This is a genomic window from Reyranella sp., assembly GCF_036558665.1.
Classification (GTDB): Bacteria; Pseudomonadota; Alphaproteobacteria; order Reyranellales; family Reyranellaceae; genus Reyranella.
The window spans coordinates 1-13,780 of record NZ_DATBFE010000083.1; the positions used below are offsets into that span (position 1 = coordinate 1).

Annotated in this window: 12 protein-coding genes; 4 read left to right on the plus strand and 8 right to left on the minus strand. The window is 64.3% G+C overall.

Annotated features, from left to right (window positions below):
- The 6 genes from VH499_RS13930 to VH499_RS13955 form a co-directional block, all read right to left on the minus strand.
- Positions 1 to 376: ATP-binding cassette domain-containing protein (locus VH499_RS13930; protein WP_332053344.1), on the minus strand; the 376-nt coding region annotated here is incomplete at its 3' end.
- Positions 377 to 420: 44 nt separating this feature from the next.
- Complete coding sequence (locus tag VH499_RS13935) at positions 421 to 1,668, minus strand: ABC transporter substrate-binding protein (protein WP_332053345.1); 1,248 nt, start codon at positions 1,666 to 1,668, stop codon at positions 421 to 423.
- A gap of 33 nt (positions 1,669 to 1,701) precedes the next feature.
- Positions 1,702 to 2,769 carry a branched-chain amino acid ABC transporter permease gene (locus VH499_RS13940; protein ID WP_332053346.1) on the minus strand — a complete coding sequence of 356 codons (1,068 nt, stop codon included), beginning with the start codon at positions 2,767 to 2,769 and terminating at the stop codon, positions 1,702 to 1,704.
- A 2-nt stretch (positions 2,770 to 2,771) separates the two neighbouring features.
- Complete coding sequence (locus tag VH499_RS13945) at positions 2,772 to 3,671, minus strand: branched-chain amino acid ABC transporter permease (RefSeq protein WP_332053347.1); 900 nt, start codon at positions 3,669 to 3,671, stop codon at positions 2,772 to 2,774.
- Between the two features lie 12 nt (positions 3,672 to 3,683).
- The gene (locus VH499_RS13950) at positions 3,684 to 5,624 is read right to left on the minus strand and encodes an AMP-binding protein (RefSeq protein ID WP_332053348.1); all 1,941 of its coding nucleotides are present in this window, start codon (positions 5,622 to 5,624) and stop codon (positions 3,684 to 3,686) included.
- Positions 5,621 to 6,442 (minus strand): ABC transporter ATP-binding protein, encoded by an 822-nt coding sequence (locus tag VH499_RS13955; RefSeq protein ID WP_332053349.1) that lies wholly within the window; start codon positions 6,440 to 6,442, stop codon positions 5,621 to 5,623. The genes VH499_RS13950 and VH499_RS13955 overlap by 4 nt, the downstream gene beginning before the upstream one ends.
- 231 nt (positions 6,443 to 6,673) lie before the next feature.
- Here VH499_RS13955 and VH499_RS13960 point away from each other — a divergent pair, with 231 nt between their 5' ends.
- Genes VH499_RS13960 through VH499_RS13975 form a run of 4 tightly spaced genes read left to right on the plus strand, consistent with a single transcriptional unit; the run spans position 6,674 to position 12,301 of the window.
- Entirely contained in the window at positions 6,674 to 7,909 is a 1,236-nt protein-coding gene (locus VH499_RS13960; RefSeq protein ID WP_332053350.1) for a phenylacetate--CoA ligase family protein, read from the plus strand.
- 45 nt (positions 7,910 to 7,954) lie between these two features.
- Positions 7,955 to 10,237 carry an adenylate/guanylate cyclase domain-containing protein gene (locus tag VH499_RS13965; protein WP_332053351.1) on the plus strand — a complete coding sequence of 761 codons (2,283 nt, stop codon included), beginning with the start codon at positions 7,955 to 7,957 and terminating at the stop codon, positions 10,235 to 10,237.
- On the plus strand, positions 10,218 to 11,123 hold the full coding sequence (locus VH499_RS13970) for a DUF4392 domain-containing protein (protein ID WP_332053352.1): 906 nt from the start codon (positions 10,218 to 10,220) through the stop codon (positions 11,121 to 11,123). The genes VH499_RS13965 and VH499_RS13970 overlap by 20 nt, the downstream gene beginning before the upstream one ends.
- An 11-nt stretch (positions 11,124 to 11,134) precedes the next feature.
- On the plus strand, positions 11,135 to 12,301 hold the full coding sequence (locus VH499_RS13975) for an acyl-CoA dehydrogenase family protein (RefSeq protein ID WP_332053353.1): 1,167 nt from the start codon (positions 11,135 to 11,137) through the stop codon (positions 12,299 to 12,301).
- Between the two features lie 10 nt (positions 12,302 to 12,311).
- Here the strand turns inward: VH499_RS13975 and VH499_RS13980 are convergent, their stop codons facing one another.
- The gene (locus VH499_RS13980) at positions 12,312 to 12,923 is read right to left on the minus strand and encodes an exopolysaccharide biosynthesis protein (RefSeq protein WP_332053354.1); all 612 of its coding nucleotides are present in this window, start codon (positions 12,921 to 12,923) and stop codon (positions 12,312 to 12,314) included.
- Positions 12,920 to 13,780, minus strand: coding sequence for a CoA ester lyase (locus tag VH499_RS13985; protein WP_332053355.1), 861 nt, complete (start codon positions 13,778 to 13,780; stop codon positions 12,920 to 12,922). The genes VH499_RS13980 and VH499_RS13985 overlap by 4 nt, the downstream gene beginning before the upstream one ends.

The following is a 13,780-nucleotide window of genomic DNA, read 5'->3' on the forward strand; positions in this document are numbered from 1 at the left end:
AGGCATAGACGCGCTCGATGCCGTCGCGCACCTTGCTGACGCGCCGCTCGGTGTGGGCGCCGGCGACGAGGTTCTCCTCGGTGGTGAGGTGCTCGAACACCCGCCGACCCTCGAACACCTGGGAAATGCCGAGCCGCGTGACGTTGAAGGCGCGCATGCCGTCGATGCGCTTGCCTTCGAAGGTGATGGAGCCCTTGGTCACGTTGCCGCGTTCGGTGCGCAGCACGCCGGAGATGGCCTTGAGCGTGGTCGTCTTGCCGGCGCCGTTGGCGCCCAGCAGGGTGGTGATGGCGCCCTCGTGCACGTCGATCGACACGCCCTTCAGCACGAGAATGACGCGGTCATAGACGACCTCGATATTGTTGATCGACAGCATGCGAAAAATGGGCGGCGGTTGTCCGCCGCCCACTCCCTGGCGGTTCAGGATTTGGCGTCGGCGGCGATCTGCTTCTCGACGATCTGACGGAAGCCCTGGTACCAGTCTTTGGTCTTCACCAGCTTGCCGCCCTTGACTGTCCAGACCTCGCACCAACCTCCGCCTTCGTGGTCGGTCGGCGTAATGTTCAACGGTGGCACCAGGCCGCCGAGTGTGAAGCCTTTGATCTGCTCCATGCCCTTGCGGACGTCGTCAGACGTGGGCGGCTTTCCGCCCGTCGCCTTGAGGGCATTGCGCAGCGCTTCGACGTGGATCGCGGCAGTCATGACGCCGCGATTGTAGTAGACGGTCGAGTCCATTTCCTTGGGTGCCGGCTTGCCCTGCGCCTTGTACATGGCAACGATTTCCTTCAGCGCTGGGAAATCCTTGCCGACGCCGGCGAACTGGAGGGTGTTGTACCCTTCGGCCACGGCATAGCCACCGGCCGCAAGGATGTCATTTTCGGCGCTGCCCCACACGAACGATATGACCTTGCTGAGTGGGTAACCCTTGCCCTTCAGTTCCTTGATGGAGACCGACGGCGAGCGCCCGAACAGGTGTGCGACGACGAAATCGGGCTTGTAGCGGCTGGTGATGTCGAGCACCTGGGCGCCCATCTCGACGCCGGGGGCCGGCACCGCGAAAGTGCGCAGCTCGAAGCCCTCACTCTTGGACAGATCCTCGAGGATCGGCAGAGGCTCCTTGCCCGCGGGGTTGTCGTAGAACAAATAGGCGATCTTCTTGCCCTTCAGCGTGCCGAGCTTTTCCTTGACGAACTCGATCGCAGCGCCCGCTTGCGACCAGTAGGTCGCCGCGATCGGAAAGATGTAGGGAAAGCGCTTGCCGTCGGCAGCGGAGGCGGTGCCGAAGCCCGGCGAGGTGCCGGGCATCTTGTCTTCCTCGAGCTTCTTGGCCAGGGCCTGGGTCTGTGGCGTGCCGTACAGTCCATCGATGACGGCGCCCTCCTTCTTGAAGCGCTCGTGCGCTTCGACTGCCGGCGGCACCTTGTACTCGTTGTCGACCTCGATGACCTTGATCTTGTAGCCGTCGACGCCGCCCTTGCTGTTTACCAGATCGATGTAGTCGTGGTAGCCGGGGCAGAGCACCGTGCCGACCAGGGCGGTCGGTCCGGTACGGTCGCACTGCAGGCCGAACACGACTTCCTTCTGCTGGGCGAATGCTTCGCCCGCTCCGAACGCCAGAGTGCCGGCCGCGACCGCCACTCCCAGACTACTTTTCACGTACCTCAGCATGGGATCCTCCCTTTGCTCGGATGTTGCCCTTTCCTAGTAGGAGAAGGGCCAGACCCGGAAATAATTCCGGATATTGCGCCACAACCTGTTGAGCCCCTCGGGTTCAACGATCAGAAAGAAGATGATCAACGCGCCGAATACGGCCAGGCGCGTGCCGGAGATGACGTTCGCCAGTTCGGACTCGCTGAAGATCAGGGAACCGACGTTTTCCAGCAGCAAACGCAGGACGATCGGCAGCAGCGTGACGAAGATCGCGCCGAAAATCGAGCCCAAAACCGATCCCAGGCCGCCAATGATGATCATGGCGAGGTAGTCGATCGACACGATGAGCTGGAACTGCTCGTAGTTGGCGATGCCGAAATAGTACGTATAGAGGACGCCACAAACGCCGGCATAGAAGGACGAGATGGCAAACGACAGGAGCTTGTAGCGGTAGATATTGATGCCGATGATCTCGGCCGCGATGTCCTGGTCGCGCACGGCGATGAAGGCGCGCCCGATGCGGCTGCGCACCAGGTTCAGCGTCGCCACGATCGCCAGAGCGGCAAAGAACAGCAGGAAGAAGTACAGCCGGCCCTGGGTATCGAGGATCAGCCCGAAGAGATCCGGACGCGGCACCTGGATCGAGGCCTGGGCGCCGCCGGAGATCGCCGGCACATGGTTGATCGTCCACTCGATGATGAGCTGGCCGGCCAGGGTGGCGATGGCGAGATACAATCCTTTGATGCGCAGGCTCGGCATGCCGACCAGGACGCCGATCAGCGCCGCCATCAGACCGCCTGCCGGCAGCGTGATCCAGAACGGCAATCCCAGCCTCACCGCCAGATTGGCGGCCGTATAGGCCCCGACCGACATGAAGGCGCCGTGGCCGATCGAGATCTGCCCGGTGTAGCCCACGAGGATATTCAGGCCCAGCGCGCCGACGACGGCGATGAAGATCAGATTCAGGATCGCAAGATAGTATTCCTCCATCACCAGCGGCACGATCACCACGAACAGCAGCGCGAGTGCCGCTACGGCCCATTTCGCGATCGGCAGCGGGAAGAGCGCCATGTCGGCGGCATAGGTCGTTTTGAAGATGCCGGCCTCGCGGTGGAACATCGCTACACCCGCTCGATCTGACGTCGGCCGAAGATGCCGTAGGGTCGGATCATGAGGACAAGGATCATCAGCACATAGGGCGCGAAATCCTTGGTTCCCCCGCCGACATAGGGGTCGAGGTACCCGGCAGCGAGGCTCTCCACGACTCCCACGATCACGCCGCCGAGCAGGGCACCGCCAATCGAGTCCAGACCGCCCAGGATCACGACCGGAAACACCTTCAACCCGACCAGGGCAAGCTGGATGTCGACGCCCAGCATGCTGCCCCAGATGATGCCGCCCATTGCCGACACGATACCTGTCATTGCCCAGGCGATCGCAAAATAGCGCTCGACATTGATGCCCATGGCTTGCGCAACCTGCTGGTTGTCGGCAACGGCCCGCATGGCGACACCCATGCGGCTCTTCTTGAAAAACCAGCTGAAGGCCAGGAAGAAGAGAATGGCCACGACGGCGCCAAGAACCTGGATGGGTGGCAGGCTCGCCGGGCCGATTTCGATCGGCTCGTCGCCGATCGGCAGGGACACGCCCATCGTCGAGCTGCCGAAGACGATCGGCGTCAGCCCGCGCAGCACGGCGGCAAGGCCGATGGTCGCCATGATGACGGCAACTACCGGCCGCCCCAGGAGGGGCCGAAGCACGACGCGCTCGAGGGCAAAGCCAAAGCCCACCATTACTGCGAGCGTCACCACGACCGCCACGATCAGCCATGCACCCTCGACCGCCAGCACGGCGGCGGCGATCAGGCCGGCCATCATCACGAACTCGCCCTGCGCGAAGTTGATGGCGTCCGTCGCCTTGTAAACCAGCACGAATCCCAGCGCGATCAGCGAGTACATCAAGCCGATCGAGGCGCCGTTCAGCAGCAGCGCCAGGAGAAAACCGAGATCCTCCGATGACATTACGCCCGCGCCTCAGGCCGCCCGGCGTGACGGCTCGGCCGGCGCGAGGTCGTGGATGTCGATGTCGGAGATCAGCGAGGACTTGCGGCCATCCTCGAACGTGATCTCCATCGTGACCTTGACACGGCCTGCGCCGCCGTAGAAGGCGTCGACTACTGCGGCGTACTTCTCCGCGACGAACCGGCGGCGCACCTTGCGGGTGCGTGTCATTTCCGCATCATCGGCCTCGAGCTCCTTGTTCAGAAGCAGGAAACGCTTGACCTGCTGCACGTCCGGCAGGGTCGCGTTGGCCTTGGCGACCTCTTCCGCGATCAACGCCGCCACGTCGGCCTTGCGGCTGAGATCCATGAAGCTGGAATAGGCGAGGCCTTTCCTCTCGGCCCAGGTACCCACGGTCTGCATGTCGATGGCGATCATCGCCACGACCATGGGACGGCCGTCGCCGAACGCCACGGCCTCGCGAATGTAGGGGCTGAACTTCAGCTTGTTTTCGATGAATTGCGGGGCGAATGCGGAACCGTCCGTCAACTTGCCGACGTCCTTGGCGCGGTCGATGATCACAAGATGGCCCTGCTTGTCGAAGAAGCCGGCGTCTCCCGTCATCAGCCAGCCGTCGCCGGTCAGCGTGGCGCGGGTGCTTTCCTCCTGTTTGAAATAGCCCCTGAAGACGTTGGGGCCCTTGAGCATCACCTCGCCGCGATCGTCGATGCGGACCTCGACACGCGGCATCGGACGGCCGACCGTATTGGGATTGGCCTCGGCGTTGGACTGGCAGGTGACGAGTGCGGAGGCCTCCGTCGCGCCATAGATCTGCTTCAGGTTGATGCCGAAGGAACGGAAGAAGCGGTAGGTGTCCGGCCCGAGCGGAGCGCCGCCGGTGTAGCACCATCGGGCATTGCGCAGACCAAGCTGGTCGCGCACCGGGCCGTAGACGAGCATCTCGCCGGCGGCGAGACCCAGTCGGTCGGCGAGCGACAGCGACGTGCCGTCCGTGCGCTTCAGCTCGCATCGCTCCGCCAGGCCGCGAAAATAGTCGAACACCCGGCGCTTGACCGGCGAGGCATCGTCTCCCTTCACCTGCACCTGGGTCAGCATGTTCTCCCAGATGCGGGGAGGCGCCAGCATCGCGCTGGGACCGAGCTCGCGCAGGTCGCGTTGCACCGTTTCCGGGCTTTCCGGACAATTCGCCGTCAGCTTGCCGACCAGCGCCAGCCCCAGCGAGAAGGCGGCGTCGCCCAACCACGCCATTGGCAAATACGATAGCCAGTTGTCGCCGGGGCGCACGTCATTGACTTCAAGGAACGACTCGGCAGCTGCCATCATGTTGCGATGGCTGAGCATCGCACCCTTCGGATTGCCGGTCGTGCCCGATGTGTAGGCAATCATAGCGATGTCGTCGGGGCGTCCCTTTCCCAGTTCGGCGGCATAGAACCCGGGATTGGCCTTGGCGAATGTGCGTCCTGCTTCGAGCATGCTCTCGAACGAGCGCAACATCGGGTCGCCATAGTCCCACAGGCCGCGCGGATCGTCGAACACGATCAGTCGCAAGTTGGGCAGCTTGCCCTTGAGGGACAGCGCCTTGTCGACCTGTTCCTGGTCCTCCGCCACGATCACGGAACTCTCGGCATGGTTCAGCACATAGACCAGTTCGGAGGCGATCGAATCCTGGTAGACCGGCACCGACATCCCTCCCAGGACCTGCGCCGAAAGCTGTGCGATGTAGAGCTGAGGCCGGTTGTCGCCGACAACGCTGAGCTTGTCGCCGCGCTCGAAACCCATCGAGGCGAGCCCCAGCGCAAAATCCCGGACGCGGTCGCGATAGTCGGTCCAGGTCAAGGTCTGCCAGACGCCTCGGGTCTTCTCCCGGATGCCGGCAGCATGGGGATTTTCGCGCGCGTTGCGCTCGAGTAGCTTGGGAAGCGTGTCCGTCGTGGGGAAATCGAGCAGGCTCATGTCGGTCCTCCGCTCTTGGCCGTGCCGAGATAGGCTTCGATCACCTTGGCATCGCCCTGGACTTCCGCCGGCGTGCCCGATGCGATGCACCTGCCGCGATCAAGTACGACGACCCTATCCGAGACATCCATGACGACTCCCATGTCGTGCTCGATCAGCACCACCGTCACACCGCGCTCCTGGTTCACGTCCAGGATGTAACGCGCCATGTCCTCTTTCTCGTCCTGGTTCATGCCACCCATCGGCTCGTCAAGCAGCAGCACCTTGGGATCGAGCGCCAGCGCCCGGCCGAGCTCGACGCGCTTGCGCAGCCCGTAGGCCAGCGTCGCCGTCTGCAGCTTGCGCAGGTCCTGTAGCTTCAGGAAGTCGATGATCTCCTCGACCGCCTCGCGGTGGGCGATGTCTTCCTTCTGGGCGAGGCCCCAGTAGATCATGCTCGAGAGCACGCCTGCCTTCATGCGGACGTGCCGGCCCAGCATCAGGTTGTCGAGGACAGTGAGGCCGCTGAACAGGGCGATGTTCTGAAAGGTCCGGGCGACACCGAGCGATGCAATCTCGCTCGGTTTTTTATAGGTGATGTCCTGGCCCTCCAGCACAACGCGCCCCGCGTCGGGTTTGTAGAAGCCGGAGAGCATGTTCAGCAGCGACGTCTTGCCCGCGCCGTTGGGACCGATAATCGAGAGGATGCCGCCGCGCGGCACCTCGAGCGACACGTCCTGCACGGCGGTGACGCCACCGAATTTCTTGGACACACCCTCGACAGCGAGCTGGTTGTCATCCCGGCACGCCGCAACGCGCCGGGCAGACACCCCCATCATGACGCCTCCCTTAATCCCTGTTCCTTGGCTTTGTATCGCATCATGTGGGTTCCGCATCCCGAAGGCAACAAATCCGTCCGATGTTTGGGGCCCCAAGAGGCGGCTGCGACCATAAGGCCCGAAGAAGTCGCGACCGGCCGGGGCGGAGAGGGCAAAAGGATCGAACGTTGAAACGACCGGCCACGGTGTTTAGGGTCACTGGGCACCCCGCAACGTCGAAGGGAAGTCCCAATGCCCGGGCATTACGACATGTTGGAAACCCGCCGGCGGGAGGAGCGTGAGGCCGCCCTCATGCAGGCGCTGCCCGGGCAGGTCGCTCACGCCAAGGCGAACGCTCCGTTCTTCGCCAAGTGGTTCAAGGATATCGATGCGGCGACAGTGACCTCGCGGGCCGCGTTGGCAAAATTGCCGGTGCTGCGCAAGTCGAAGCTGGGCGAAGTGCAAAAGGCGGACCCGCCGATGGGCGGCCTGATCGCGGTGCCGCTTGCCAAGGCGCGGCACATCTTCATGTCGCCTGGCCCGATCTTCGAGATCGATACCGAGGAACCTGATTATTTTCGGGGCGCGCGGGCGATGCATGCCGCAGGGTTTCGCGCCGGCGACGTGGTTTACAACACCTTCTCCTATCACCTGACGCCCGCGGGCATCATGATGGAGTCCGCCTTGCGCGCGCTGGGCTGCCCGGTTGTGCCGGGCGGCGTCGGCAACACGGAGCTGCAACTCGACGCCATCGCCGCCATAAGGCCCGTGGGCTACGCCGGCACGCCTTCGTTTCTCAAGATACTGCTCGAGAAGGGGACCGAGCTGGGCAAGGACGTCTCGTCCCTCAAGAAGGCATTCGTGGGTGCCGAGGCGCTGCCGCCCTCGTTGCGCCGCATGTTCCAGGATGCGGGCATCTCATGTCTGCAGAGCTATGGCACAGCCGATGTCGGAACCATCGCCTACGAATCGGAGGCGCTCGAAGGGATGATCGTTGACGAGGGGGTGATCGTCGAGATCGTGCGGCCCGGCACCGGCGATCCGGTGCCCGAGGGCGACGTCGGCGAGGTCGTCGTGACGACCTTCAACCGCGCCTATCCCCTGATCAGATTCGGTACCGGCGACATGTCCGCTGTGCTCCCGGGAGAGAGTCCGTGCGGGCGCACCAACATGCGCATAAAGGGCTGGATGGGCCGCGCCGATCAGCGGACCAAGGTACGCGGCATGTTCGTCGATCCCGAGCAGATCGCCGAAATCTCGAGAAAGCATCCCGGCCTCGGCCGTCTCCGTCTCGTCATCGATTGGGTGAATCAGGCCGACAGCATGGTCCTCAAGGCGGAAAGCGCCGATACGTCGCCCGCGCTTGCCGATGCGCTCGGCGAGACGATCCGGACCGTCTGCAAGGTGGGCGGAAAGATCGAGTTCGCAAAGCCCGGCACTTTGCCGAACGACGGAAAGGTGATCGACGACATCCGCAAGTACACATAGCCGGCCTCGAGGAGCGTCGGCGGGCGCGCGGAGGGAATCGACTGGATGGGCATCGGGTGGTTGTTTGGCCGCGGCAACAAGCCACGCGCACCCGTCGTGGTGGCATTTCTGGTGCTGGCCAATGCGCTCCTCCTGCGTGCTGTTGATCCGCCGGGGATGGTCCGGCTTCGCGACTTCGCTTTCGATACCTATCAGCGCCTGAAGCCTCGCGTCGTGCCGCAGGACATGCCGGTGCGGATCGTCGACATCGACGAGGAGTCGCTTGCCGCTTACGGCCAATGGCCATGGCCGCGTACGCTGGTCGCCACCCTGGTGAACAAGCTGACCAGAGACGGCGTGGCCGTCATTGCCTTCGACGTCGTGTTCGCGGAACGTGACCGCTCTTCGCTCACCGTGATCGCGAAAAACCTGCCGGAGGCGGTGCGCGACAGCGACCTCAGGCGCATGATGGAGGCGCTCCCCGACAACGACGAGGTGCTGGCCGAGGCCCTCGCGCGCTCAGACGTCGTCACGAGCTTCGCCTTCGACGCCAAGGGAATGGGCGGTCCGCCACGGCGCGAATGGGGCTTCGCCCACAATACGGGCGAGAAGGACACGAGGTCCGTGGCGGAAATGATCCGCGAGTTCATCCCCCAGCAGACGGGCACGGTTCGCACCCTGCCCGTGCTGGAAGACGCGGGGAAGGGCAATGGCGCTGTCACGACCGAGATCGAAAGCGCCATTGTGCGTCACGTACCCATGCTGTTTCGGCTCGCCGGCCAGCGCGAGGAGGACCTCTATCCGGCGCTGTCGCTGGAAGCGATGCGGGTTGTCCAGGGGGCGTCGACCTATATCGTCCGCTGGTCGGGAGCCCAGCGGCTGCGGTCGTTCGGGGCCCGAACCGGGGTCGGCTCCATCCGGGTAGGCAAGGTCAATGTCGATACCGACGCCGAAGGTCGCGTTGCCCTCTACGACAGCGGGCATCGCGATTCGCGGTTCGTATCGGCCAAGGATGTGCTGAAGAACAGAGTGCCCGCCGACAAGCTCGACGGCAACATCGTCTTCGTCGGCACGTCGGCAGTGGGCCTCAAGGACCTGCGCAACACGCCTCTCCAGGATTCAGTTCCGGGCGTGGAGATCCATGCCCAGGTCGCCGAGCAGATGCTGAGCCAGACGTTCCTCGAACGGCCGGACTATGCCGACGGCGCGGAGTTCGTCTACCTTGCTGCCATCGGATTTGCCTTCTTGCTCCTGCTGCCGCGGCTCTCCGCCGGCCGAATGGCCCTGGTGGCGGTGGGCTTCATTGGCATCGGCGTTGTGGTGCCATGGATCGCCTTCGCGCAGGCGCGGTTGCTGTTCGATCCGATCTATCCGCCGGCAACGTTGGCCGCCATCTATGTCAGCGGCTCGGCTCTGAGCTTCATGCGCGCCGAACGCGACCGGCGAGAGATCCGCGGTGCCTTCGGCATGTATCTGTCGCCCGACGTCGTCGAGCAGCTCGCGCGCAATCCCAGGCTCCTCCAGCTCGGCGGAGAACAGCGCGAAATCACTGTGATGTTCACCGACGTGCGAGGTTTCACGCGCATTTCCGAGCAATTCGACCCGCACGGGCTCACGCGCTTCATGAACCGCTTTCTGACCCCCATGACCGACCTCATCCTGTCGCACAAGGGCACGATCGACAAATACATGGGCGACGCGATCATGGCCTTCTGGAATGCGCCGCTCGCCATGGACGACCATGCCGCCCGGGCATGCGAGGCGGCGTTAGGCATGCAAGCGCGGCTTGGGCAGCTCAACCAGGAATGGAAGACCGAAGCCGAGCTCGAGGGCCACGGCTACATCCCGGTGCACATCGGCATCGGTCTCAACACCGGCATGGCGTCGGTCGGCAATTTCGGTTCCGACCAGCGCTTCACCTATTCATGCCTTGGCGACGAGGTCAATCTTGCTTCGCGCCTCGAGGGACAATGCAAGACCTACGGCGTCGGAATTGTCGTCGGCGACAATACACGCCAGAAGATCCCGGCCCTTGCCACGCTTGAGCTTGATCTGGTCATGGTGAAGGGCAAGACCGAGCCCGAGCGCATCCACGCGCTGGTCGGGGACTCCGACCTTGCACGGTCGCCGACGTTCCGGAGTCTCGCTGATCGTCAGGCCGTGTTTCTGGGCTTCTATCGGGCCGGCCGGTTTGCCGAGGCTCTTCGCGCGATCGATGCGTGCGTTGCTGCAGCAGAGGCAGCCGGTTGGAAACAGGGCTATTACGACGTCATGCGCGTTCGAGTGGTCAGCCTGGTCGACGCCCCTCCAGCCCAGTGGAACGGTGTGTATGTGGCCAAGGAAAAGTGAGCTTGACGCCATCGAGGCGGTTGTTTGCCGGGACGTCGGACGCAAGACACAGCCATTGATCGATGCAACACGCGGCGAGCTCTCAGCGGCGGCGCAGTCATTGGCGCAGGCGACGAGCGTCGGTCTTATCACCGGCTTCTTCGTGCCTCGTGCCGAGGTCGCCGCACCCGAGACCGACGGCCCGGTCGGTGCCGCCCTGCTGGCATCTGGCCTGGATGCGTGTGGCGTGCCGGTCCGCATCGCCGTCGATTCGCCTTGCGCGGAGGTGGTGCGCGCAGCGCTGCGGGAAGCCGGCGGCAACCTACTTGTCGATGAGGTCGGCGTTCAAGATCGTCCCGGAATAGAGCGGGTAATCGATTCCTGGCGCGCCGCGGCGGTCAGCCATGTCGTCGCCATCGAGCGTTGCGGGCCGAGTTGCGACGGTCGCCCGCGCAACATGCGCGGCGTCGATGTCTCGCCGTGGACGGCACCGCTCGATGACCTGTTCTCTGCCGGTCCGTGGACGCGCATCGGAGTAGGTGATGGCGGCAACGAACTCGGCATGGGCAAGCTGCCGGTCGATTTGATCGCGGCCGCAGTGCCCAACGGGGAGCGCATCGCCTGCATGACCGGCTGCGATCATCTCGTCGTGGCGGGCGTTTCCAACTGGGGGGCCTACGGCCTGATGGCAGGGCTCGCGCTCGCGCGTCCGGGATGGTCGCCGGTGCTCGCAAAGTACCTGACTGCGCAACTCGACCGTGGCGTCACCCGGGCCATCGTCGAAGCCGGCGCCGTTGACGGAGTGTCGGGACGCCGTGAGAACACGGTCGACGGCTTCGACGCCGAAGTTCATGCCACGCTGATCGATGGGTTGCGCCGCATTGCGTGGGCCAGAGCAGCGGACTAGGTTGCGGCGCCATGGAAAATCCCTACGCGCCGACCCATCCGGAAATCCGCGACGCGGTGCGCGCTCTCTGCGTCAAGTTCGACGGCGCCTATTGGCGCAACCTCGACCGCGAGCGCGGCTATCCGACAGAGTTCGTGAAGGCACTGACCGAGGCGGGTTGGTTGGCGACGCTCATTCCCGAGGAATATGGCGGTGCCGGCCTCGGCATCTCGGCTGCCGCCGCAGTGCTCGAGGAAATCCAGCGCGCAGGCTGCAACGGGGCGGCCTGCCACGCTCAGATGTACACCATGGGAACGGTGCTCCGGCATGGCAGCGCCGAGCAAAAGCAGCGCTATTTGCCCAAGATCGCCAGCGGTGAACTGCGCCTGCAGGCCTTCGGTGTCACCGAGCCCACGAGCGGCACCGACACCCTGGCCTTGCGTACGACGGCGGTGAAGAAGAACAACAGCACCTATGTGGTGAATGGGCAGAAGGTCTGGACCAGCCGGGCCGAGCATTCCGATCTGATGCTTCTGCTCGCGCGCACCACGCCGCGCGAGCAGGCGAAGAAGCGCACCGAAGGGCTGTCCGTTTTCCTGGTCGACATGCGCAAGGCGCTCGGGCATGGGCTCACCATCCGGCCGATCCGCACGATGATGAATCACAACAGCACGGAAGTGTTCTTCGACAACATGGAAGTGCCGGCGGAGAATCTGATCGGCGAGGAAGGCCAGGGGTTCCGCTACATCCTGGGCGGCATGAACGCCGAGCGCATCCTGATCGCCTCCGAAAGCATCGGCGATTCCCGCTGGTTCATCGAGAAAGCGACCGACTACGCCAAGGAGCGCAAGCTGTTCGGCCGGCCGATTGGCCAGAATCAGGGCGTGCAGTTCCCGATCGCCCGTGCCTACGCCCAGACCGAGGCCGCCGACCTCATGGTTCGGAAGGCGGCCACCCTCTACGAGGCAGGTCTGCCGTGCGGCGCCGAGGCGAACATGGCGAAGTTGCTCGCCTCCGAAGCCGCCTGGGCTGCCGCCGACATGTGCGTTCAGACCCATGGCGGGTTCGGCTTCGCGGAGGAGTACGATATCGAGCGCAAGTTCCGCGAGACGCGGCTCTACATGGTGGCGCCGATTTCGACCAACATGATCCTGAACTTCGTGTCCGAGCACGTGCTCGGCCTGCCGCGATCGTACTGACAGAGACCGGTCAGAACAGAGACTTGAACAGGCCCGCCACGACGAGAGGGCCGACGATCAACAGAAAAACCGTCCATACTGTCGCGAGAAAGGCAAACAGCCACCCGAGGATCGCCATCAGGCCGTCGCCTTCGATCAGCGCCAGGCAGAAGAACAGGATGGACCAGGCCGGGAGCAGATTGTCGAACGGAATCGGGATAGCCAGCACGACGACCATAACACCGAGAGCGAGGCGCAGAAACCGGCGCTGGGCTCCGGTCACCCACCAATCGCGCCGCGGATGGAGGGTACCCTCGATGCGCTCGATCGTGGGGCGGGCGCGCACGAGGAAGTCCTGGAGTTTGCCGCGCGGCAGCGAACGTGCGGCGACGAATTGCGGCAGGAACGGAGTGGGGCGGCCAAGCCACGCCTGTGCCACGAACAGCAGCATGGGCAAGCCCGTAACGGTCGAGAGAAGCGGGATGCCGGTCGGGACGCAGTTCGGCAGATCAAGCGCTGCAATGATGAATGCGTAGGAGCGCGCCTGCAGCCCGGCGAGGAACGCTTCCAGCGTCAGTCGGGAGTCACGCGGACCGGCGAACAGGCGCTCCAGCACCGGCAAGAGCGTGCCGCGCTCTCTCATCCGGCGCGGGCGAGAAGGCGACGGGCGAGCACCAGGTGGGGCTTGTCGAGCATCTTGCCGTCGAGAGTGAGCACACCGGCGGCGGGGTTGCTCTCGAAGCTCGCGACCACGCGTTTTGCCCAGTCGATCTCCTGGGCCGACGGCGTGAAGACCTCGTGGATGACAGCGACCTGGTCGGGGTGGATCGCGATCTTGCCGCCATAGCCCATGCGCCGCGCCTCCTGGGCCTCGGCCCGCAGGCCGTCAAGGTTCCTGATGTCGGGATAGACCGTGTCGTAGGCGGTGACCCCCGCCGCGACCGAGGCCAACAAGTTGACTGTCCGCGCGAGCCTGAAGGTATCGTCGTAGACGCCAGGCGCGGGGCCCTTGGCGAGCGCGCCCAGATCGGCCATGAGATCCTCGCCGCCCCACGAATGGCCCATCAAGCGCGGATGTTTCGCGGGTGCAGCCGTTAAGGCGAGTACGGCCGCGGCACTTTCGGTCGCGACGGTAAGAATGCGCGTCGTCCCTGGTTCGATTCCTTCACGCGCCTCGAAGGCATCGAGGTAGGCAGCCAGCAGGTCGAGATCGGCTTGGCCGACACATTTGGGAAAGACGATGCCGTCGGGCCGGCCCTGCATGACGCTGGCGAGGTCATCGAGCGTAAGGCCGGTATCGAGAGCGTTCACGCGAATGTAAAGCTTGGGCCCAGAGCGATCGACGATGCGCAGATAGGCGAGCGCCATCTCGCGCGCGGCCTTCTTTCGGTCGCTAGCGACGGAGTCTTCGAGATCCAGGATCAGGCCGTCGGCACCGGACTGCGGGCCCTTGGCGAGCTTGCGCTCCGAATCGGCGGGAACGAAAAGTAAGGAACGCAT

Excerpts from the sequence above, each read along its gene's own strand:
- VH499_RS13935 (WP_332053345.1), bottom strand. The coding sequence starts at position 1,668 with ATGCTGAGGTACGTGAAAAGTAGTCTGGGAGTGGCGGTCGCGGCCGGC.
- VH499_RS13940 (WP_332053346.1), bottom strand. The coding sequence starts at position 2,769 with ATGTTCCACCGCGAGGCCGGCATCTTCAAAACGACCTATGCCGCCGAC.
- VH499_RS13945 (WP_332053347.1), bottom strand. The coding sequence starts at position 3,671 with ATGTCATCGGAGGATCTCGGTTTTCTCCTGGCGCTGCTGCTGAACGGC.
- VH499_RS13950 (WP_332053348.1), bottom strand. The coding sequence starts at position 5,624 with ATGAGCCTGCTCGATTTCCCCACGACGGACACGCTTCCCAAGCTACTC.
- VH499_RS13955 (WP_332053349.1), bottom strand. The coding sequence starts at position 6,442 with ATGATGGGGGTGTCTGCCCGGCGCGTTGCGGCGTGCCGGGATGACAAC.
- VH499_RS13960 (WP_332053350.1), top strand. The coding sequence starts at position 6,674 with ATGCCCGGGCATTACGACATGTTGGAAACCCGCCGGCGGGAGGAGCGT.
- VH499_RS13965 (WP_332053351.1), top strand. The coding sequence starts at position 7,955 with ATGGGCATCGGGTGGTTGTTTGGCCGCGGCAACAAGCCACGCGCACCC.
- VH499_RS13970 (WP_332053352.1), top strand. The coding sequence starts at position 10,218 with ATGTGGCCAAGGAAAAGTGAGCTTGACGCCATCGAGGCGGTTGTTTGC.
- VH499_RS13975 (WP_332053353.1), top strand. The coding sequence starts at position 11,135 with ATGGAAAATCCCTACGCGCCGACCCATCCGGAAATCCGCGACGCGGTG.
- VH499_RS13980 (WP_332053354.1), bottom strand. The coding sequence starts at position 12,923 with ATGAGAGAGCGCGGCACGCTCTTGCCGGTGCTGGAGCGCCTGTTCGCC.
- VH499_RS13985 (WP_332053355.1), bottom strand. The coding sequence starts at position 13,780 with ATGCGTTCCTTACTTTTCGTTCCCGCCGATTCGGAGCGCAAGCTCGCC.